Consider the following 14394-nt stretch of genomic DNA (forward strand, 5'->3'; position numbering starts at 1 on the left):
AGAATATATATATCAAATATAAGGTAATAATATAAAAATGCAGTCTTTTTGGTTCTTTGTGTCAACAAAAGAACTGGGGTCTTACCCTACGAGTACGCTTCGCAGGGGGCAAAGCCCCAGAAACACAAAATTTTTAATATATTATCAATTTTCGTTTATATATGATAATAATGTGTTGTATTGTACTTTCATCTCTTCCGGTATTTTAGGGTCGTCTAATAGTTTTTCTAAATATTTTTTAGGCTCTTCCTTTTCGCCTGCCAATACCATTGTTACTGCTTTATAATAATGTGCTATATAAACTTCCTGAGAATTTGGATATTCTTTTATAATTCTGTCAAAATAAGAATTAGCTGTATCATAATCATTTTTTTGTGCTCTCATCAAACCAAAGCCTAATATATATTTAGACATAGCTTCTTTTGATATAGCTTTTTTTTCTAATAAAGCATTGAATATTTTTGAAGATTCTTCCTCGTTGCCTGATTCCATATATAAATCTAATTTTTCTAAACTAGGCTCTTTACTTTGAAGAACAATTCTTATTTTTTTTAGTTTTTCCTGAGCATTTTTCATGTATGGTACAAACTTTTCACCTTCTACATATCCGCCAACATTCTCTAAAACAAAACCGTCATGGCTAATAAAAAGTATAGTAGGAAAACCTTGAACTCCATATTTTTGAGCTATATCAGCCCCCTCCTTTGATGTTTCTGGATTAAGTTTAACAGATACCATTCTTTTAGCAGCATCAATTACTTCTTTATTAGCATAAGTATTTTTATCTAATTCCTTACACCAACTGCACCAATCAGTATATACATCTATCATTATAGGCAAGTCTTTATCTTTTGCTTTTTTTACAGCAGAAGCTAAATCTTTTTCCCATTTTATAGCAGCATAAGAATCATTACAAGAAATAGTAAAAGCTATTACAATCAATGAAAAAATCATCATTATATTTTTATTCATAATTCTTTATTCCTTTTATTAAGATATTTAATGTTTATCATATATTATTCTGTATAAAAAACAAGAAGGGTATAGCGGGTATATTACTCTTTATTTTTGTCTTCATTTAAAGATTTTAATTTCTCTCTTATATCTGATGTAGTTTTTAGAGCATCTTCTTTTTTCATTTTCGGTTGTTTGAAAATTGTTAGAGTTTGGTCTAATATGTTTTTAAAACTATCTTCCACAGTATTTTCTTTAGAATTAACATACATCATTTTTATTTGGTCTTTCATTTCTTTATCTTCTATTTTTGAAAGCAAATTTATATTATGGTCAGATACTGATATTAAATACATTTCATTTGCTATTTCTATAATAGAAACATATCTGTTTGATGCGATGGCAGTGGTAGCTAATACTTTTATAATTTCATTAGAACCAGATACCTTTTTAGTTTTATTTTTTAAATATATAAATACAATATATATTCCAACTAATGTTATTATAAAACCAATAATAGCCCTTATAAACATAGAAGTAGTGCTTACATTTGCTCTGTTTTCTATATTTCTAATGTCTTGAAGTATAGCTGGTTCATTGTTTGTATTATTTATTGTGTTTTCCTGAATATTAAAATAATTTGATTGAATAGTATCATTTGTTATGTTATTAGTATCTTGTGAATATAGAAGAGATAGAGTGAGTATAGTAAATAATAATATTTTTTTTATCACAGATATTCCAATGCGGAGAGAGCGGGATTCGAACCCGCGGTAGGGGTTGCCTACGACAGTTTAGCAAACTGCTCCCTTCGGCCTCTCGGGCATCTCTCCAAATATTATCAATTATTAGTTTATCTATATTAACATAAATAAGTTTTTTAGTCAATACAGTTTATCAGTTTTATTTTTTAATAATTATATAAATTAATATAATCATCAAAAAATAATTTCACAGTAATAACAATATAAATTATAATAAAAAATGCATATTAGTTAATAAAATAATTATCTGCTTTTTAGTTTCGGGTGAAGTATCTTATCTAAAGCAAAGCCCAAAAATGCAAAAGACATTCCCAAAATAGCAATCAATATTCCAGGAGGTATTATCCACCACCAAAGCCCAGAAAGCACTGCAGAACCCTTCATAGCATCATGCAAAATCTGCCCCCATGTAACAATAGTGGCATCTCCAAGACCAAGCAAAGATAATGAAGACTCATAAACTATAGCAGAAGGCACAGCCAAAGCCATAGAAGCAAATGAAAAAGGCAAAAGCAGTGGAGCTAAATGATTAAATATTATTCTAAAATGCGAAGCCCCTATTGTGCGTGCTGCCTCAATGTAGGTTTCTTCTTTAAGCTGCATAGCCATAGAGCGAACCGTCATAACAGAGCCTGTCCAAGAGAAAAATATCATCATCGTAATCATAGTCCATATTGTAGGCTTAAATATTGCACTCATTACTATCATTACAGGCAAAACAGGTATACCTATAAATATCTGATACACAAACTGCATAAAGCTATCAACAAACCCTCCGAAATATGCAGAGACTATTCCATACATCACGCCGATTATAACCGATATAAAACTCGTAGCTATACCGATAAATAATGCCCATTTAAGACCTGATATAAGCCCAGAAAATATATCTCTCTTCATATTGTCAGTGCCCATTATTCCAGACATTGAGCCTACTAATACCATATAAGGATTTTCAAAACTTGAATTAATGTCAGAAAAATTAGCAGTTATTTCAAATTTATAAACACCTTTTAATGCCAAGAAATTTTTTGCCATATCATCTTTTTTTGTATTAAAAAGTATTTTCATAGGGTTTGTTGTGAGGGTGTCAATTTGTCTTGCAAGCATTCTTGGAACTGACTCTCTGTAAAACCTAAATATTCTATTTTTTGAATCATTAAATGCAGATATTCTTAAATCTCCTTTTATATTATGTAAACTATCTGAAAGTGTGATTACTGCTCCGTCTGGTCTTGTTACATTCCATACTAAGACGGAAGAATTATCTACATTAGCATGAAAGATTAAGTCCACTGGAGATTTATCGAATTGATAATCATATTCAAACATTGCTTTGTATACTGCTTGATTATCTATATAATTAGTTTTTACGCTTATAGGTTTTATATCTGTTGTAATTGCCGATTTTTCTCTGCTGAAGAAATTAAGCCACTCTGGTGGGGCTGATGCTGGGTTATCCTGCCAATAGGTTATATCTCTCCATCGTTTTGGAGCCTCTTTGTATGTGAGTATTATAGGCTCAAACAGTGAAACAAATATTGCCAAAAGAAGTATGCATAAGCCTACAACGCCTGTTTTATCTTTTTTAAACTCATTAAAAAATTCTATTAGAGGTGCAAGTTTTTTATTAACATTATTCATTACATCTTGCCTCCAACTTTTATTCTCGGGTCTAAAAATCCGTAAGATATATCAAGCACAACCAAACCAAATTGATAAAGAGCAGTAGTAATAGCTAAATTGCCCATTAATACAGGTATATCATTTTGCTGAACAGATATCCAATAAAGATTGCCCAAACCCGGCCAAGAGAATATTCCTTCAAATATGATAGAGCCTGCAATTGAGCCAAGCAGTCCTAACAAAGTTATTGTAACTATGGGAGGTGCAGAGCTTCTTAAAGTATGCCCTAAAAGAACAGACTTTTCTGATATGCCTCTAGCACGTGCTGCCATAATATAATCTTCCTGAAGGGTAGACAACACTATATTTCTCACCACAAAAGAAAGCCCCCAGAATCCTATTAATGTTAATGTGAGCATAGGTAAGGCCATATGCCATAACATATCCAAATAATACATTATGCCTTCAGGTGTTGGTATGGAATGAACTCCTCCAGATGGAAACAAATTAAACTTATAAACAAATATCATTATTAGTATCATAGAAAGCCACCAAGTAGGCATGCCGTAAACTATCATAGTGATAATGCTTGTTGTTCTGTCGAATAGTTTTCCTGCTTTTCTTGCCTTTACGAGTCCTATTATTAAGCCTATTATCATTTGTATGATTGATGCTGTTGTAAAAAGTATTATAGAGCGGGGCAGTGCTTCTCCTATTATTTTTATAACATCTCTGTTGCCGTTAGAATCCATCATTATAGTAGATTTGCCGAATTGAAATGTAATAGTATTGATTGCTCTTATAAATATTCTCTCACCAATGCTTCTGTTAAGCCAATATATATCATAATAGTATGCTCTTCTCTCTTTAATAAAATTAGCAACATCTTCTGTACGCATATTGCTAAGTCCTCGTACTTCGGCATTAATATTTTCTTCTATCTGTGCCTTAAGAGTTTTTTCGCTTACAGTGTTAAATATAGCAGAAGACATAAACATAAGTATCACAAACATGATTATGCCTTTTAGTATTCTTTTGATTACAAAATAAGTAAACATAATATTATCCTTATTTAAGATTATACTAAAAAGAATTAAAATTGTAAAGCATCATAGCTTAAATTATTTATTATAGTTTTTATTTATGATTTTTTTATAAAGTTATAAATATTTTATAATATCTTATATAGAATGTTTGTGTAAAAGTATAATATAGACTTTATTTTACCGAAAATATTAATATACTATATAGTATTATACTTGAGTATTGGTTTATTAATGATATAATGATACTCTTAAAGGTATAAAATAAATACTACTATATAAGCGGAGTATTATGTCGGACAATAATTTAATATTAGATGAAACAGAAGTTCTTGCCGTGAGATTTATAGCAGAATATCCAGATTTAGACCAGTATATATATTTTGTATTTTTTATAGATAAACTAACAATTAATCTTATTACTAAAACAGTATTAATTTCAGATAATTATGAGTTATTTAAAGTATTAAATAGCTATGATAATTATTTGGAGCTTTATAAATATATAGAAGTTTATAATAATCTAAATTATAAAGTTAATATAGTTTTAGATAAATTAAATAGCGATTTGGATTCCATTTTAGCCAACAGAACCAATGTAGTTCATACAACTATGGCTGCTATTAATAATGATATTATTTCTATAATAGATATATTTTCAGATACGCTAAATGTTTCTATGGATTATAATATAGGAATATATGATGTAAGCTGTAAGGGGCTTTATATTGATGATGTTAATGCTTTTTTACAAGATTTTAAAAAAGAGTTTGAAGGCAGCAGTATTGATATAAGTCAATATACTTTAGAGTCAAATAATGAGGATGTAAATAATGAAGATAGTATTACATCAAAATATAAAATAGTAGATGGAGATTTTGTTGTAGCTCCTATTATTGGCAGGGCTATAGCAGATATAAAGATAGGCGATAAGATTATAGTAAAAGTAGATTACAGTTCTTTCTATCCAAGCATGACATATTTGGATATTAATTCTAAAAAAAATAATAATAAATATTTAGTTGTTGGCGAGGTTATAGATAAAACAGTTAATGAAAATTCTACTAAGATATCACTTGCTTTAAGCGATGAGCATTGTGTTATTATAGAAGAAACAGAACCTATTAGAGTTAAAGTATTTAACCCTCAAAAAGATAATTATATAACACCAAACTATTATCAAGAAAATAGTAAAGAAGAACAAATATATAGAATGTTATCTCATTTTAATGTTTTAAAGTTTTTATTATATGGATTAGGTTTTATTTCGTTGTTTGTTTTAGTTTATATTTTATATGTTATTATATTATAATTAATTTCGATTAAAGTTTATTATGATTTGATACCGATAAAAGAGCAACTAATTTTTTAAAGATAGATAAATGGAAAAGATAAAAGAATATTTCAATGATTTTTTGGAGATAATATCAGAAAATGGAGAATATGCTGGGGTTGCTTTACTCAAAGGCAGTGTTTTTAGGGTTGATGATGAGCATAATGTAAGTATTATTTGTTCGGGTGATTTTGCTGCTAACCATATAAAGAAAGATTTTTTAGAGCGTATAAAAAACTATTTAAAAGACAAGTGTTCGTATGATATAAACATTCAAGTATTAGTTGATGTAAATATTGTAAATAATGAAGAAGATAGTTTTAATAATGATATTGTAGAAATAGAATCAACAGAAGAAAACAATACAAAAAATAAATATAAATCTAATTTAAATGAATATTTCAAGTTTGACAATTTTATAGAGGGGAGTAATAATAAATTTGTTTTTGCTGCTGCCAAATTGGTTGCAGAAAAACCAGGAAGAGAATACAATCCTCTTTATATATATGGAAGTGTGGGTATAGGTAAAACTCATTTGCTTCAGGCTATTGGAAATTATTATTTAGAAAATAATCCAGATGCAAAAGTTCATTATATAGATGGAAGCGGATTTAGAGATGAATATATATATGGCCTTCAAACTAAAAGACCTGATAATTTTAAAAAGAAATATAAATCTTTAGACATGTTTTTGCTTGATGATTTGCAATTGTTAGAAAGTGCTCAGGAGACTTCTAAAGAGTTATTTGAGATATTTCAAGCTTTAGATAATGCTTGTAAACAGATGGTATTTGTTAGTGATAAACCTCCGAAAGAACTTAGAAATATAGAGGCGAGATTAAAAAACAGATTCGAAAAGAGTTTGATATTATCTATTGAGCCTCCGCAATATGAAACAAGGCTTGCTATAATAGAGAGAAAGTTGATTGATTTAAATACAAACATTGATGAAGAAGTAATTAAATATATGGCAGAAAATATTACAACTGATGTTCGTAAGATTGAAGGTGCTATTAGGGCTTATTTGTCTGTGAGGGATTTGATGAAAATAACTCCTAATGTTGAAGAATGTGATAAGTTAAATATATTTAAAGATTATTTTACTAACAAACCAAAATTAAAAAATGCTACTATAAAAGAAATAAAAAAAATGGTGGCTGATTATTATGGTATAGAAATGAATGCTTTTGACAGCAAAGACAGAACCAAATTTATAGCTAAAGTTAGACATGTTGCTGTATACTTAGCTTGCGAATATTCTAAAAAATCGGTTACAGAAATAGGATTGGAGTTTAATAGAGATCATGCTTCTATTATACATGCAAGAGAAAAAATAAAAGAAGAGCTTAAAACAGATTCTCATATAGCAAGAGAAATTAATGATATAATATCTTCTATATCATAATTTACTATAATTTATGATAATTTCATAGAATTAATAATAAAATTAAAATGTATGATATTTTGATATTTTTTCTTGACATTTGTTTAAATTCTTATATAATACTATTTGTATTGTTAAATAATACAATTTTTCATAAACCTCCTTATCACCCTGCAGATCCTTTCTGGGGGTGATACTTTTTTAAACACCTTTTTATAATTGAATGTATAATTATTAAACATATATTATTTGTATAAATGTCTTATTATTAAACATAATAAATTATTAATGTTTTCTATATTTAATAAGTTTTAATATTTGTGTAATTTTAATAGCTCGTAAGTATCTTATAATAAAAAAAATTAATAATATAAAGCTATATTAATATTTTATAGCATTATTTTTCTATTTTTTAACTAAATGTAATAATGAAAATATAACTATTTGGCACGATTATTGCATATATTATAGGTGTAACTTCTGTAAATAATTAAAAGGAAATAAGAAGGAAACAAAAAGGAGATTAAATGCAAGAAGAAGAAATGAAAGAAGGCAATGAAGCTGCTAGTAAGGGTAGTGAGGACATTGCAGAAAACAATTCTAATGCAGAAGCTAATGAAACTAATGAAGTTAATGAAGAACAAAAAGAGGCTTGTGAATGTTCTGAAAATAATGAAGATGAAATTAGCATTCTAAAAAAGAGAGTAGAAGAGTTAGAAAATGAAGTTTCTGATATGAAAGATAAATATATGCGTGCTATGGCAGAATCAGAAAATATTAGAAAGAGAACTGCCAAAGAAAAAGCTGACGGCATAAAGAGGGCTAATAAAGGTTTATTATTATCTCTTATCAATTTTATGGATAATTTTGAGAGAGCATTAAAATCTTTTGATAATGATGAAACTATAAAGGGAAGTGAATATTATAAGGGCGTAGAATTAATACATAAACAGTTTATAGATTTTTTAACTGATAATGGTGTGAGCGAAATAGAGGCATTAGGAGAGGAGTTTGACCCTAATTTGCATGAGGCATTAACTATGATAGAAGTTCCTGATATTGATAAAGAGCAGGTTGTAGAAGTTTATGCTAAGGGCTACAAATTAAATGATGAACTTTTGAGAACAGCTAAGGTTGTGGTTGGAAAACCAAAGACGGCTGAATAATAAATTTTTATTTACTTTATATTTATAAGGAGATTTTTTTATGGCACATATTCAACTTTTTAGAGCTTATTTTGAACCTAAAGATTCAAAAAAAGAAAGCATAAATCATATTAATAAGGTTTTGCAAGATTTAACAGATGAGATTAACAGACATATAGAAAACAGAGAAGTTATAAATGTTGATCTTAATACATCACATTTAGGCAATGGGCATACTGAATATATTGTAAGCGTTCTAACGAAGAATTAGACTTACAGACTTTAAACGTACATAAACATTTAATTAACATTTAAGGAGAAATTTATAATGAGCAAAATTATTGGAATAGATTTAGGAACTACAAATTCATGCGTATCAGTAATGGAAGGCGGAAAACCTGTAGTAATAACAAACAGCGAAGGAAACAGAACAACACCTTCTATAGTAGCCTTTACAAATAAAGGGGAAGTATTAGTAGGTCAGCCTGCTAAAAACCAAATGGTAACTAACCCAGAAAATACAATATTCTCTATAAAAAGATTTATGGGTAACACTTATTCTGAAGTATCAGAAGAGCGTTCAAGAATGCCTTATACTGTTATAGAGGAAGACGGAAAAGTAAAAATTAAAACACTTGAAGGAAACTTTACTCCTCAAGAGATAAGTGCAAGAACACTTCAAAAGATGAAACAAACAGCTGAAGAGTATTTAGGAGAAACTGTAACAGATGCAATCATCACAGTACCTGCATACTTTAATGACAGCCAAAGACAGGCAACTAAAGATGCTGGAAGAATTGCTGGGCTTAATGTATTAAGAATAATAAACGAGCCTACAGCTGCTGCTTTAGCTTATGGTATGGAGAAAAAGAAAGATGAGAAAATAGCAGTTTATGACTTGGGCGGCGGTACATTTGATATATCTATACTTGAATTAGCTGACGGAGTATTTGAAGTAAAAAGTACAAACGGTGATACACATTTAGGCGGTGATGACTTTGACCAAGCTATAATTAACTGGCTAATAGAAGAGTTTAAGAAAGATACAGGCGTTGATTTAAATAGCGACAAAATGGCTTTACAGAGATTAAAAGAAGCTGCTGAAAAAGCTAAAAAAGAACTTTCTAGCTCACTTCAAACAGATATCAACTTGCCATACTTGACAGCAGATGCATCAGGTCCTAAACACTTGAATGTATCTTTATCAAGAGCAAAATTTGAGGATTTAGTAAGAGACTTAGTAGAAAAAACTCGTATCCCATGTGAAAAAGCATTGAAAGATGCAGGACTTTCTACTAGCGATATAGATGAAGTTATACTTGTTGGAGGTTCTACAAGAATACCTTTAGTACAAGAGACAGTTAAAAACATATTTGGAAAAGACCCAAATAAAAGCGTAAACCCAGACGAAGCAGTAGCAATGGGTGCTGCAGTACAGGGCGGTATTATTAAAGGTGATGTTAAAGACGTTCTTCTTCTTGACGTTACTCCGCTTTCACTTGGTATTGAAACAGAAGGTTCAGTAATGACTGTTTTAATTAACAGAAACACTACTATACCTACAAACAAAAAACAAGTGTTCTCAACAGCAGCAGACAATCAATCATCTGTAACTATTAGAGTATTACAAGGTGAGAGAAAAATGGCTAATGACAACAGAGAGCTTGGAAGATTTGATTTAGTAGGAATACCACCTGCACCAAGAGGCGTACCTCAAATTGAAGTTTCATTCGACATAGACGCTAACGGTATAGTACATGTTACAGCTAAAGATTTGGGTACTGGTAAAGAGCAGAAAATAACAATAGCTTCTTCAAGCGGACTTAGCGAGGAAGAAATAAACAAAATGGTTCAGGATGCAGAAAAACATGCTGAAGAAGATAAAAAGAAAAAAGAGGAAGTTGAGGCTAAAAACAATGCTGACCATATGATTTATCAAACAGAAAAATTGTTAAAAGAAAACGGCGATAAATTACAGCCTTCAGATAAATCAGAGATTGAGTCAAAAATGAGTGCTTTAAAATCAGCAGTAGAATCTAACAATACAGACAGCATTAAAAGAGCTACAGATGATTTACAAGCAGCATGGAGCAAAGCTTCAGAGGCTCTTTACAAACAAGCAGGAGCACAGCAAGGACAAGCTGATGCAGGACAGCAGCAAGCACAGCAAAACACTAACCAAGATTCAAGCAGAAAAGATGACGGTGTAGTTGATGCTGATTATGAGGTTGTTGATGACAATGACAAAAAATAATTATAGATAAAAAGTAAAAGTTGAATATATAAAGTCTAGTAGGCGGTTGGAAGTTAATTTTTAAGGTTTGATTTTCAGCCGCCTATGTTTTTAATTATTGAAATGTACAAAAAATGGAGATAAATAAAAATGAGTTCAGATGTAAAAATTGATAAAGTCCAAGTATGTCGTATCAATTTACCGACAAAATATGAATTTTTTTTTGGTGATGAATGTAAAGAATTAAATGAAATTCTTTCTAATAACCACTTTTATGATGCAAAAAACTTAGAATATATTTTAAATAAATATGGATATGAATTATGTCATTTTGCTTATAACCATTTAGATAATATAGTTATGTTATGGTTTAAAAAAATATAATAAACAAAATTTATTGTTTTCTATATTAAATTAAATAAAGTCTTTTTGGTTCTTTGGGTCACGCCTCCGGCACTCCCTACGGTCGCAAAAGAACTGGGGTGCGGGGCAAAGTCCTGCAAAATAAAAAAACTTTTAAGAAGCTTAAAAATTTTTAGTATGTAGTTAAATAACTATATTTTGTTATATAGGTTTTTGTTTTGTTCAACTTTTTCCCGCAGCAAAAAGTTTTCGCCCTTCGGGCACGCTTCGCAGGGGGCTAGTTCACACAAATAAAAAATATATTTTCAACTCATAAGCCTAAATAATCAAATGAATCACTCTTTGACAATTTTCTCCAACATTAGTATAATATATATATGAACAAGATTAATCTATTAAATGACTTTTTTATTAGGTATCTTTTAGCTTCTAAAGGTGATGAGGATATACTTGAAAATATAGTGAATGCTGTACTTACTAATATTGGTTTTGAGACGGTTCATAATTTAGAGATAATTAATCCTTATAATCTTAAAGATAATCAATATTTAAAAGAATCTATTTTAGATGTTAAAGCTAAAACTAATGATAATAAAAAAATCATAATAGAGTTTCAGCTCTTTGGAAATATAGATTTTTTAAAAAGAATTTATTACTATATATCAAAAAATATAGCCTTAGAATTAAAGACTAATGAGGCTTACAGAGATATAAGTCAAATAATTAGTATAAATTTTTTGGATTTTAATTTAAACTTTAATGATAGCGGAAAAGAGCATAGATGTTTTAAGCTCATAGATACAGATAATCATGATATAAGTTTAGATATGATTCAAATACATTTAATAGAGATAAAAAGATTTAAGAAAATATTAGAAACTTCAACTATTGAAGAAATAAAGAAAAATAAATTGCTTTCTTGGATAGAGTTTTTTACATCTAATGATTTAAATAAAATTATAGATAAGCTAAAGGAGGAAAACATTATTATGAGTAAAGTTATAGAAAAATATAAAATATTTACCTCTGATGAAGAGAGTATGCAAGTTTATAATGCTCGTGAGGCTTTTCTATATGGACAGGAAGTCATGTTAAAGAGAGAAAGAGAAGAAGGTATAAAAGAGGGTATAAAAGAGGGTATTGAAAAAGGTGTAGAAAAAGAAAAATATGCATTAGCTAAAAATATGAAAAGAGAAAATATAGATATTAATTTAATAAGCAAAATAACAGGTTTAAGCAAAGAAGAAATTGATAATTTATAATTCAATTATTTGCAAACGGATTTATTTATGGAAAATAATATTAAAAATGAAACTACTTTTGATAATTTCCTTTCGCTCGATATTAGAGTAGGTACAATCATAGAGGCAGAGGATTTTCCAAAGGCTAAAAGACCAGCATACAAATTAAAAATTGATTTTGGAGAATTGGGCATAAAGGTATCATCTGCTCAAATCACTAAACTATACAAAAAAGAAGATTTAATTGGAAGAAAAATTATTGCTGTTGTGAATTTCCCAAAAAAACAAATTGCTAACTTTTTTTCTGAATGTCTTGTTCTTGGTGCTGTAAAAGAAAATAATGAAGTTGTTTTGCTTAGCATTAATGAAGAAGCAGAAAATGGCACTCCTATAGGATAATTTTTTATGGTACTAAAATAACATATAACTATTCATTGATATTTTATTTATGCATAATTGACTTTATACTTTAGAAACATGATAATGTTTAATATATGTAGTTCTATTAATTGAAATTTGATTATAAATTGATTATAATATTATTATTATGGAGTAGGATTTATGTCAGATAAAAGTATAATATTATTATTTCATGGCGCAAATAATTATAAAGAAACAGATAAAATGTATTCTGATATAATAAAAAGATTTGAAAATGAGTTTAAAGATTTTTATATAACGGATGCTTATAGTTCAAGCGCTATAAGAAAAATGATGAAAGAAGCTTCTGATTTTCCAGCAGTTAAAGATAGATTAAATGAGCTAAAAGATAAGAATATAAAAGAAGTATATATTGCTCCTATAGTTTTACTGCAAAATAAAGACTATATGCGTATATTCCACACTACAGTACCTTTTAAAGAGGAATATTCTGTATTAAAATACGGTGAATCATTATTATCCATTCCAAGTGATTATGATAATATGGTATCTATAATAAAAGAAAAATTTAATGATTATAATAATTATACATATTTATTTGTAGGCCACGGAGGAAAGCATCATTCTAATTCTGCTTATGGAATGCTCGCTTATAAATTAAGTCTTCAAAATGACTCGTATTTGTCTATGACTTTCTCTGAAGGTATAAGCTTAGATGAAATAAAAGATAAACTTTTAAAATTAAATAAAAAAGTATTAATAATCCCAATATTAATATCAAAATCATTTCATTATAAGAATGATATATTAGATGGTATATTTAATGCTATAAAAGAATTAGGCATTGAAGCTGAAGTATTCGATAAAACTTTAGGAGAATGGGACTCTTTTATAAATTTATGTATAAATAAAACCAAGAAACTTATAAATAAAAATTAAAATATTAGTCTTATTTAAACATAATGTATACCTTTCCAATAAATAGGAGTATAAACTTCAGCTATATCAGGCAACTGTACATCTTTTAAAGCCCACTTTTTAAACTCTTCAAATCCTGTTCTATCAACTATATATCCTATATGTTCTTTTTCGCCAGGAGCAGTTAAATCTATATATTGTTTTACATATTCATAAGTATTTAATATGATTTTTACTATGCTATCCTCATCAACCCATTTTATAAAGTCTTCACCAAGTCTCGGATTTTTCTTGCCGGTTCTTCCCATTATTGTAAGTCTGTAATATTTTTTTTCGCTTCTCGTCCAAGCTCTCATAGGGCATTGAATAACACATTCACCGCAGCCTATGCACCCTTTATGGTTTCTTTCTATTTTATAATTAACCATACTAAGAACATCGGCAGATTTTCTTTTGCATGATTTTATGCAAGCTTTACAGCTTATGCATCTATCTTTTTCGTATTGGGGATGAGTCATTCCAATAATTCCAAAGTCATGCATTCTCACTTTAGCACAATCATTAGGACACCCTGTTAAAGCCACTTTAAAATGTAAGTCATTAGGAAATATTGCTTTCTCTATTTTCTGAGCAAATGCTGTAGTATCATAGCATGCAAAAGGGCAAACCCTATTTCCAATGCACGCAGATATATTTCTTGTTCCAGATGAAGTATAACCTTTTCCTTTTTCATCTTGATTAATATTAAGTCCTTCTATTATAGGCTGTAAAAGTTCATTAACTTTTGGCATATCTTCCATTTTTATATCAGGAATTTCTAACCCCTGACGTACAGTCATATGAATTGTGCCATTACCATAATTGTCTGCTATATGTTTTATAATATCCAAATATTTAACATTTAAATGCCCGCCGGGAACTCTTATTCTTGAAGCAGTTAATCCTCTTTTTTTAGTAATACGGAATGCATTTTTTTTAAGTTTTTTTACATTTATATCTAACATACAAT

At 28.9% G+C, this 14394-nt stretch carries 14 protein-coding genes and 1 tRNA gene; 9 read left to right on the top strand and 6 right to left on the bottom strand.

Annotated features, from left to right (window positions below):
* Window positions 1–144 precede the first annotated feature (144 nt).
* The 5 genes from R4I97_RS08850 to R4I97_RS08870 all read right to left on the bottom strand — a co-directional run bounded on the left by R4I97_RS08850 (window position 145) and on the right by R4I97_RS08870 (window position 4402).
* Window positions 145–972 (bottom strand): thioredoxin fold domain-containing protein, encoded by an 828-nt coding sequence (locus R4I97_RS08850; protein WP_219709251.1) that lies wholly within the window; start codon window positions 970–972, stop codon window positions 145–147.
* Window positions 973–1055: 83 nt separating this feature from the next.
* Entirely contained in the window at window positions 1056–1688 is a 633-nt protein-coding gene (locus R4I97_RS08855; RefSeq protein ID WP_335784688.1) for a flagellar biosynthetic protein FliO, read from the bottom strand.
* Between the two features lie 13 nt (window positions 1689–1701).
* Window positions 1702–1787 (bottom strand) — tRNA-Ser (locus R4I97_RS08860).
* 174 nt (window positions 1788–1961) lie between these two features.
* Window positions 1962–3362, bottom strand: coding sequence for an ABC transporter permease (locus tag R4I97_RS08865; RefSeq protein WP_335784689.1), 1401 nt, complete (start codon window positions 3360–3362; stop codon window positions 1962–1964).
* A complete protein-coding gene (locus tag R4I97_RS08870; protein ID WP_295296641.1) occupies window positions 3362–4402 on the bottom strand; it encodes an ABC transporter permease in 1041 nt (346 codons plus the stop codon). The genes R4I97_RS08865 and R4I97_RS08870 overlap by 1 nt, the downstream gene beginning before the upstream one ends.
* A 277-nt stretch (window positions 4403–4679) precedes the next feature.
* Between R4I97_RS08870 and R4I97_RS08875 the strand changes: the two genes are divergently transcribed.
* The 9 genes from R4I97_RS08875 (at window position 4680) to R4I97_RS08915 (ending at window position 13406) form a co-directional block, all read left to right on the top strand.
* Window positions 4680–5699, top strand: a complete 1020-nt coding sequence (locus tag R4I97_RS08875; RefSeq protein WP_335784690.1) for a hypothetical protein — start codon at window positions 4680–4682, stop codon at window positions 5697–5699.
* Between the two features lie 70 nt (window positions 5700–5769).
* On the top strand, window positions 5770–7125 hold the full coding sequence (gene dnaA, locus R4I97_RS08880; protein ID WP_335784691.1) for a chromosomal replication initiator protein DnaA: 1356 nt from the start codon (window positions 5770–5772) through the stop codon (window positions 7123–7125).
* A 506-nt stretch (window positions 7126–7631) separates the two neighbouring features.
* Window positions 7632–8270 (top strand): nucleotide exchange factor GrpE, encoded by a 639-nt coding sequence (locus R4I97_RS08885; RefSeq protein WP_335784692.1) that lies wholly within the window; start codon window positions 7632–7634, stop codon window positions 8268–8270.
* A gap of 40 nt (window positions 8271–8310) precedes the next feature.
* Entirely contained in the window at window positions 8311–8520 is a 210-nt protein-coding gene (locus tag R4I97_RS08890) for a hypothetical protein (protein ID WP_013243548.1), read from the top strand.
* Between the two features lie 57 nt (window positions 8521–8577).
* Window positions 8578–10503 carry a molecular chaperone DnaK gene (dnaK, locus tag R4I97_RS08895; protein ID WP_335784693.1) on the top strand — a complete coding sequence of 642 codons (1926 nt, stop codon included), beginning with the start codon at window positions 8578–8580 and terminating at the stop codon, window positions 10501–10503.
* 129 nt (window positions 10504–10632) lie between these two features.
* Complete coding sequence (locus R4I97_RS08900; RefSeq protein ID WP_335784694.1) at window positions 10633–10866, top strand: hypothetical protein; 234 nt, start codon at window positions 10633–10635, stop codon at window positions 10864–10866.
* A 356-nt stretch (window positions 10867–11222) separates the two neighbouring features.
* Window positions 11223–12107: an Rpn family recombination-promoting nuclease/putative transposase gene (locus R4I97_RS08905; protein ID WP_335784695.1), complete on the top strand. Its 885-nt coding sequence runs from the start codon at window positions 11223–11225 to the stop codon at window positions 12105–12107.
* Between the two features lie 27 nt (window positions 12108–12134).
* Window positions 12135–12485 carry a tRNA-binding protein gene (locus R4I97_RS08910; RefSeq protein ID WP_014933545.1) on the top strand — a complete coding sequence of 117 codons (351 nt, stop codon included), beginning with the start codon at window positions 12135–12137 and terminating at the stop codon, window positions 12483–12485.
* Between the two features lie 162 nt (window positions 12486–12647).
* The gene (locus R4I97_RS08915) at window positions 12648–13406 is read left to right on the top strand and encodes a sirohydrochlorin cobaltochelatase (RefSeq protein WP_335784696.1); all 759 of its coding nucleotides are present in this window, start codon (window positions 12648–12650) and stop codon (window positions 13404–13406) included.
* Window positions 13407–13420: 14 nt separating this feature from the next.
* On the opposite strand, the gene asrC is transcribed toward R4I97_RS08915, so the two are convergent.
* A complete protein-coding gene (asrC, locus tag R4I97_RS08920; protein WP_335784697.1) occupies window positions 13421–14389 on the bottom strand; it encodes a sulfite reductase subunit C in 969 nt (322 codons plus the stop codon).
* Between the last annotated feature and the right edge of the window lie 5 nt (window positions 14390–14394).

The sequence above is a fragment of the Brachyspira pilosicoli genome (genome assembly GCF_036997485.1).
In the GTDB taxonomy this organism is placed as follows: domain Bacteria; phylum Spirochaetota; class Brachyspiria; order Brachyspirales; family Brachyspiraceae; genus Brachyspira; species Brachyspira pilosicoli_C.

What these genes read in the sequence shown, in the direction of transcription:
- R4I97_RS08900 (WP_335784694.1), top strand. Translation starts at nt 10,633, where the DNA reads ATGAGTTCAGATGTAAAAATTGATAAAGTCCAAGTATGTCGTATCAAT.
- R4I97_RS08910 (WP_014933545.1), top strand. Translation starts at nt 12,135, where the DNA reads ATGGAAAATAATATTAAAAATGAAACTACTTTTGATAATTTCCTTTCG.
- dnaA (WP_335784691.1), top strand. Translation starts at nt 5,770, where the DNA reads ATGGAAAAGATAAAAGAATATTTCAATGATTTTTTGGAGATAATATCA.
- dnaK (WP_335784693.1), top strand. Translation starts at nt 8,578, where the DNA reads ATGAGCAAAATTATTGGAATAGATTTAGGAACTACAAATTCATGCGTA.
- R4I97_RS08870 (WP_295296641.1), bottom strand. Translation starts at nt 4,402, where the DNA reads ATGTTTACTTATTTTGTAATCAAAAGAATACTAAAAGGCATAATCATG.
- R4I97_RS08890 (WP_013243548.1), top strand. Translation starts at nt 8,311, where the DNA reads ATGGCACATATTCAACTTTTTAGAGCTTATTTTGAACCTAAAGATTCA.
- R4I97_RS08905 (WP_335784695.1), top strand. Translation starts at nt 11,223, where the DNA reads ATGAACAAGATTAATCTATTAAATGACTTTTTTATTAGGTATCTTTTA.
- R4I97_RS08915 (WP_335784696.1), top strand. Translation starts at nt 12,648, where the DNA reads ATGTCAGATAAAAGTATAATATTATTATTTCATGGCGCAAATAATTAT.
- asrC (WP_335784697.1), bottom strand. Translation starts at nt 14,389, where the DNA reads ATGTTAGATATAAATGTAAAAAAACTTAAAAAAAATGCATTCCGTATT.
- R4I97_RS08850 (WP_219709251.1), bottom strand. Translation starts at nt 972, where the DNA reads ATGAATAAAAATATAATGATGATTTTTTCATTGATTGTAATAGCTTTT.
- R4I97_RS08885 (WP_335784692.1), top strand. Translation starts at nt 7,632, where the DNA reads ATGCAAGAAGAAGAAATGAAAGAAGGCAATGAAGCTGCTAGTAAGGGT.
- R4I97_RS08865 (WP_335784689.1), bottom strand. Translation starts at nt 3,362, where the DNA reads ATGAATAATGTTAATAAAAAACTTGCACCTCTAATAGAATTTTTTAAT.
- R4I97_RS08875 (WP_335784690.1), top strand. Translation starts at nt 4,680, where the DNA reads ATGTCGGACAATAATTTAATATTAGATGAAACAGAAGTTCTTGCCGTG.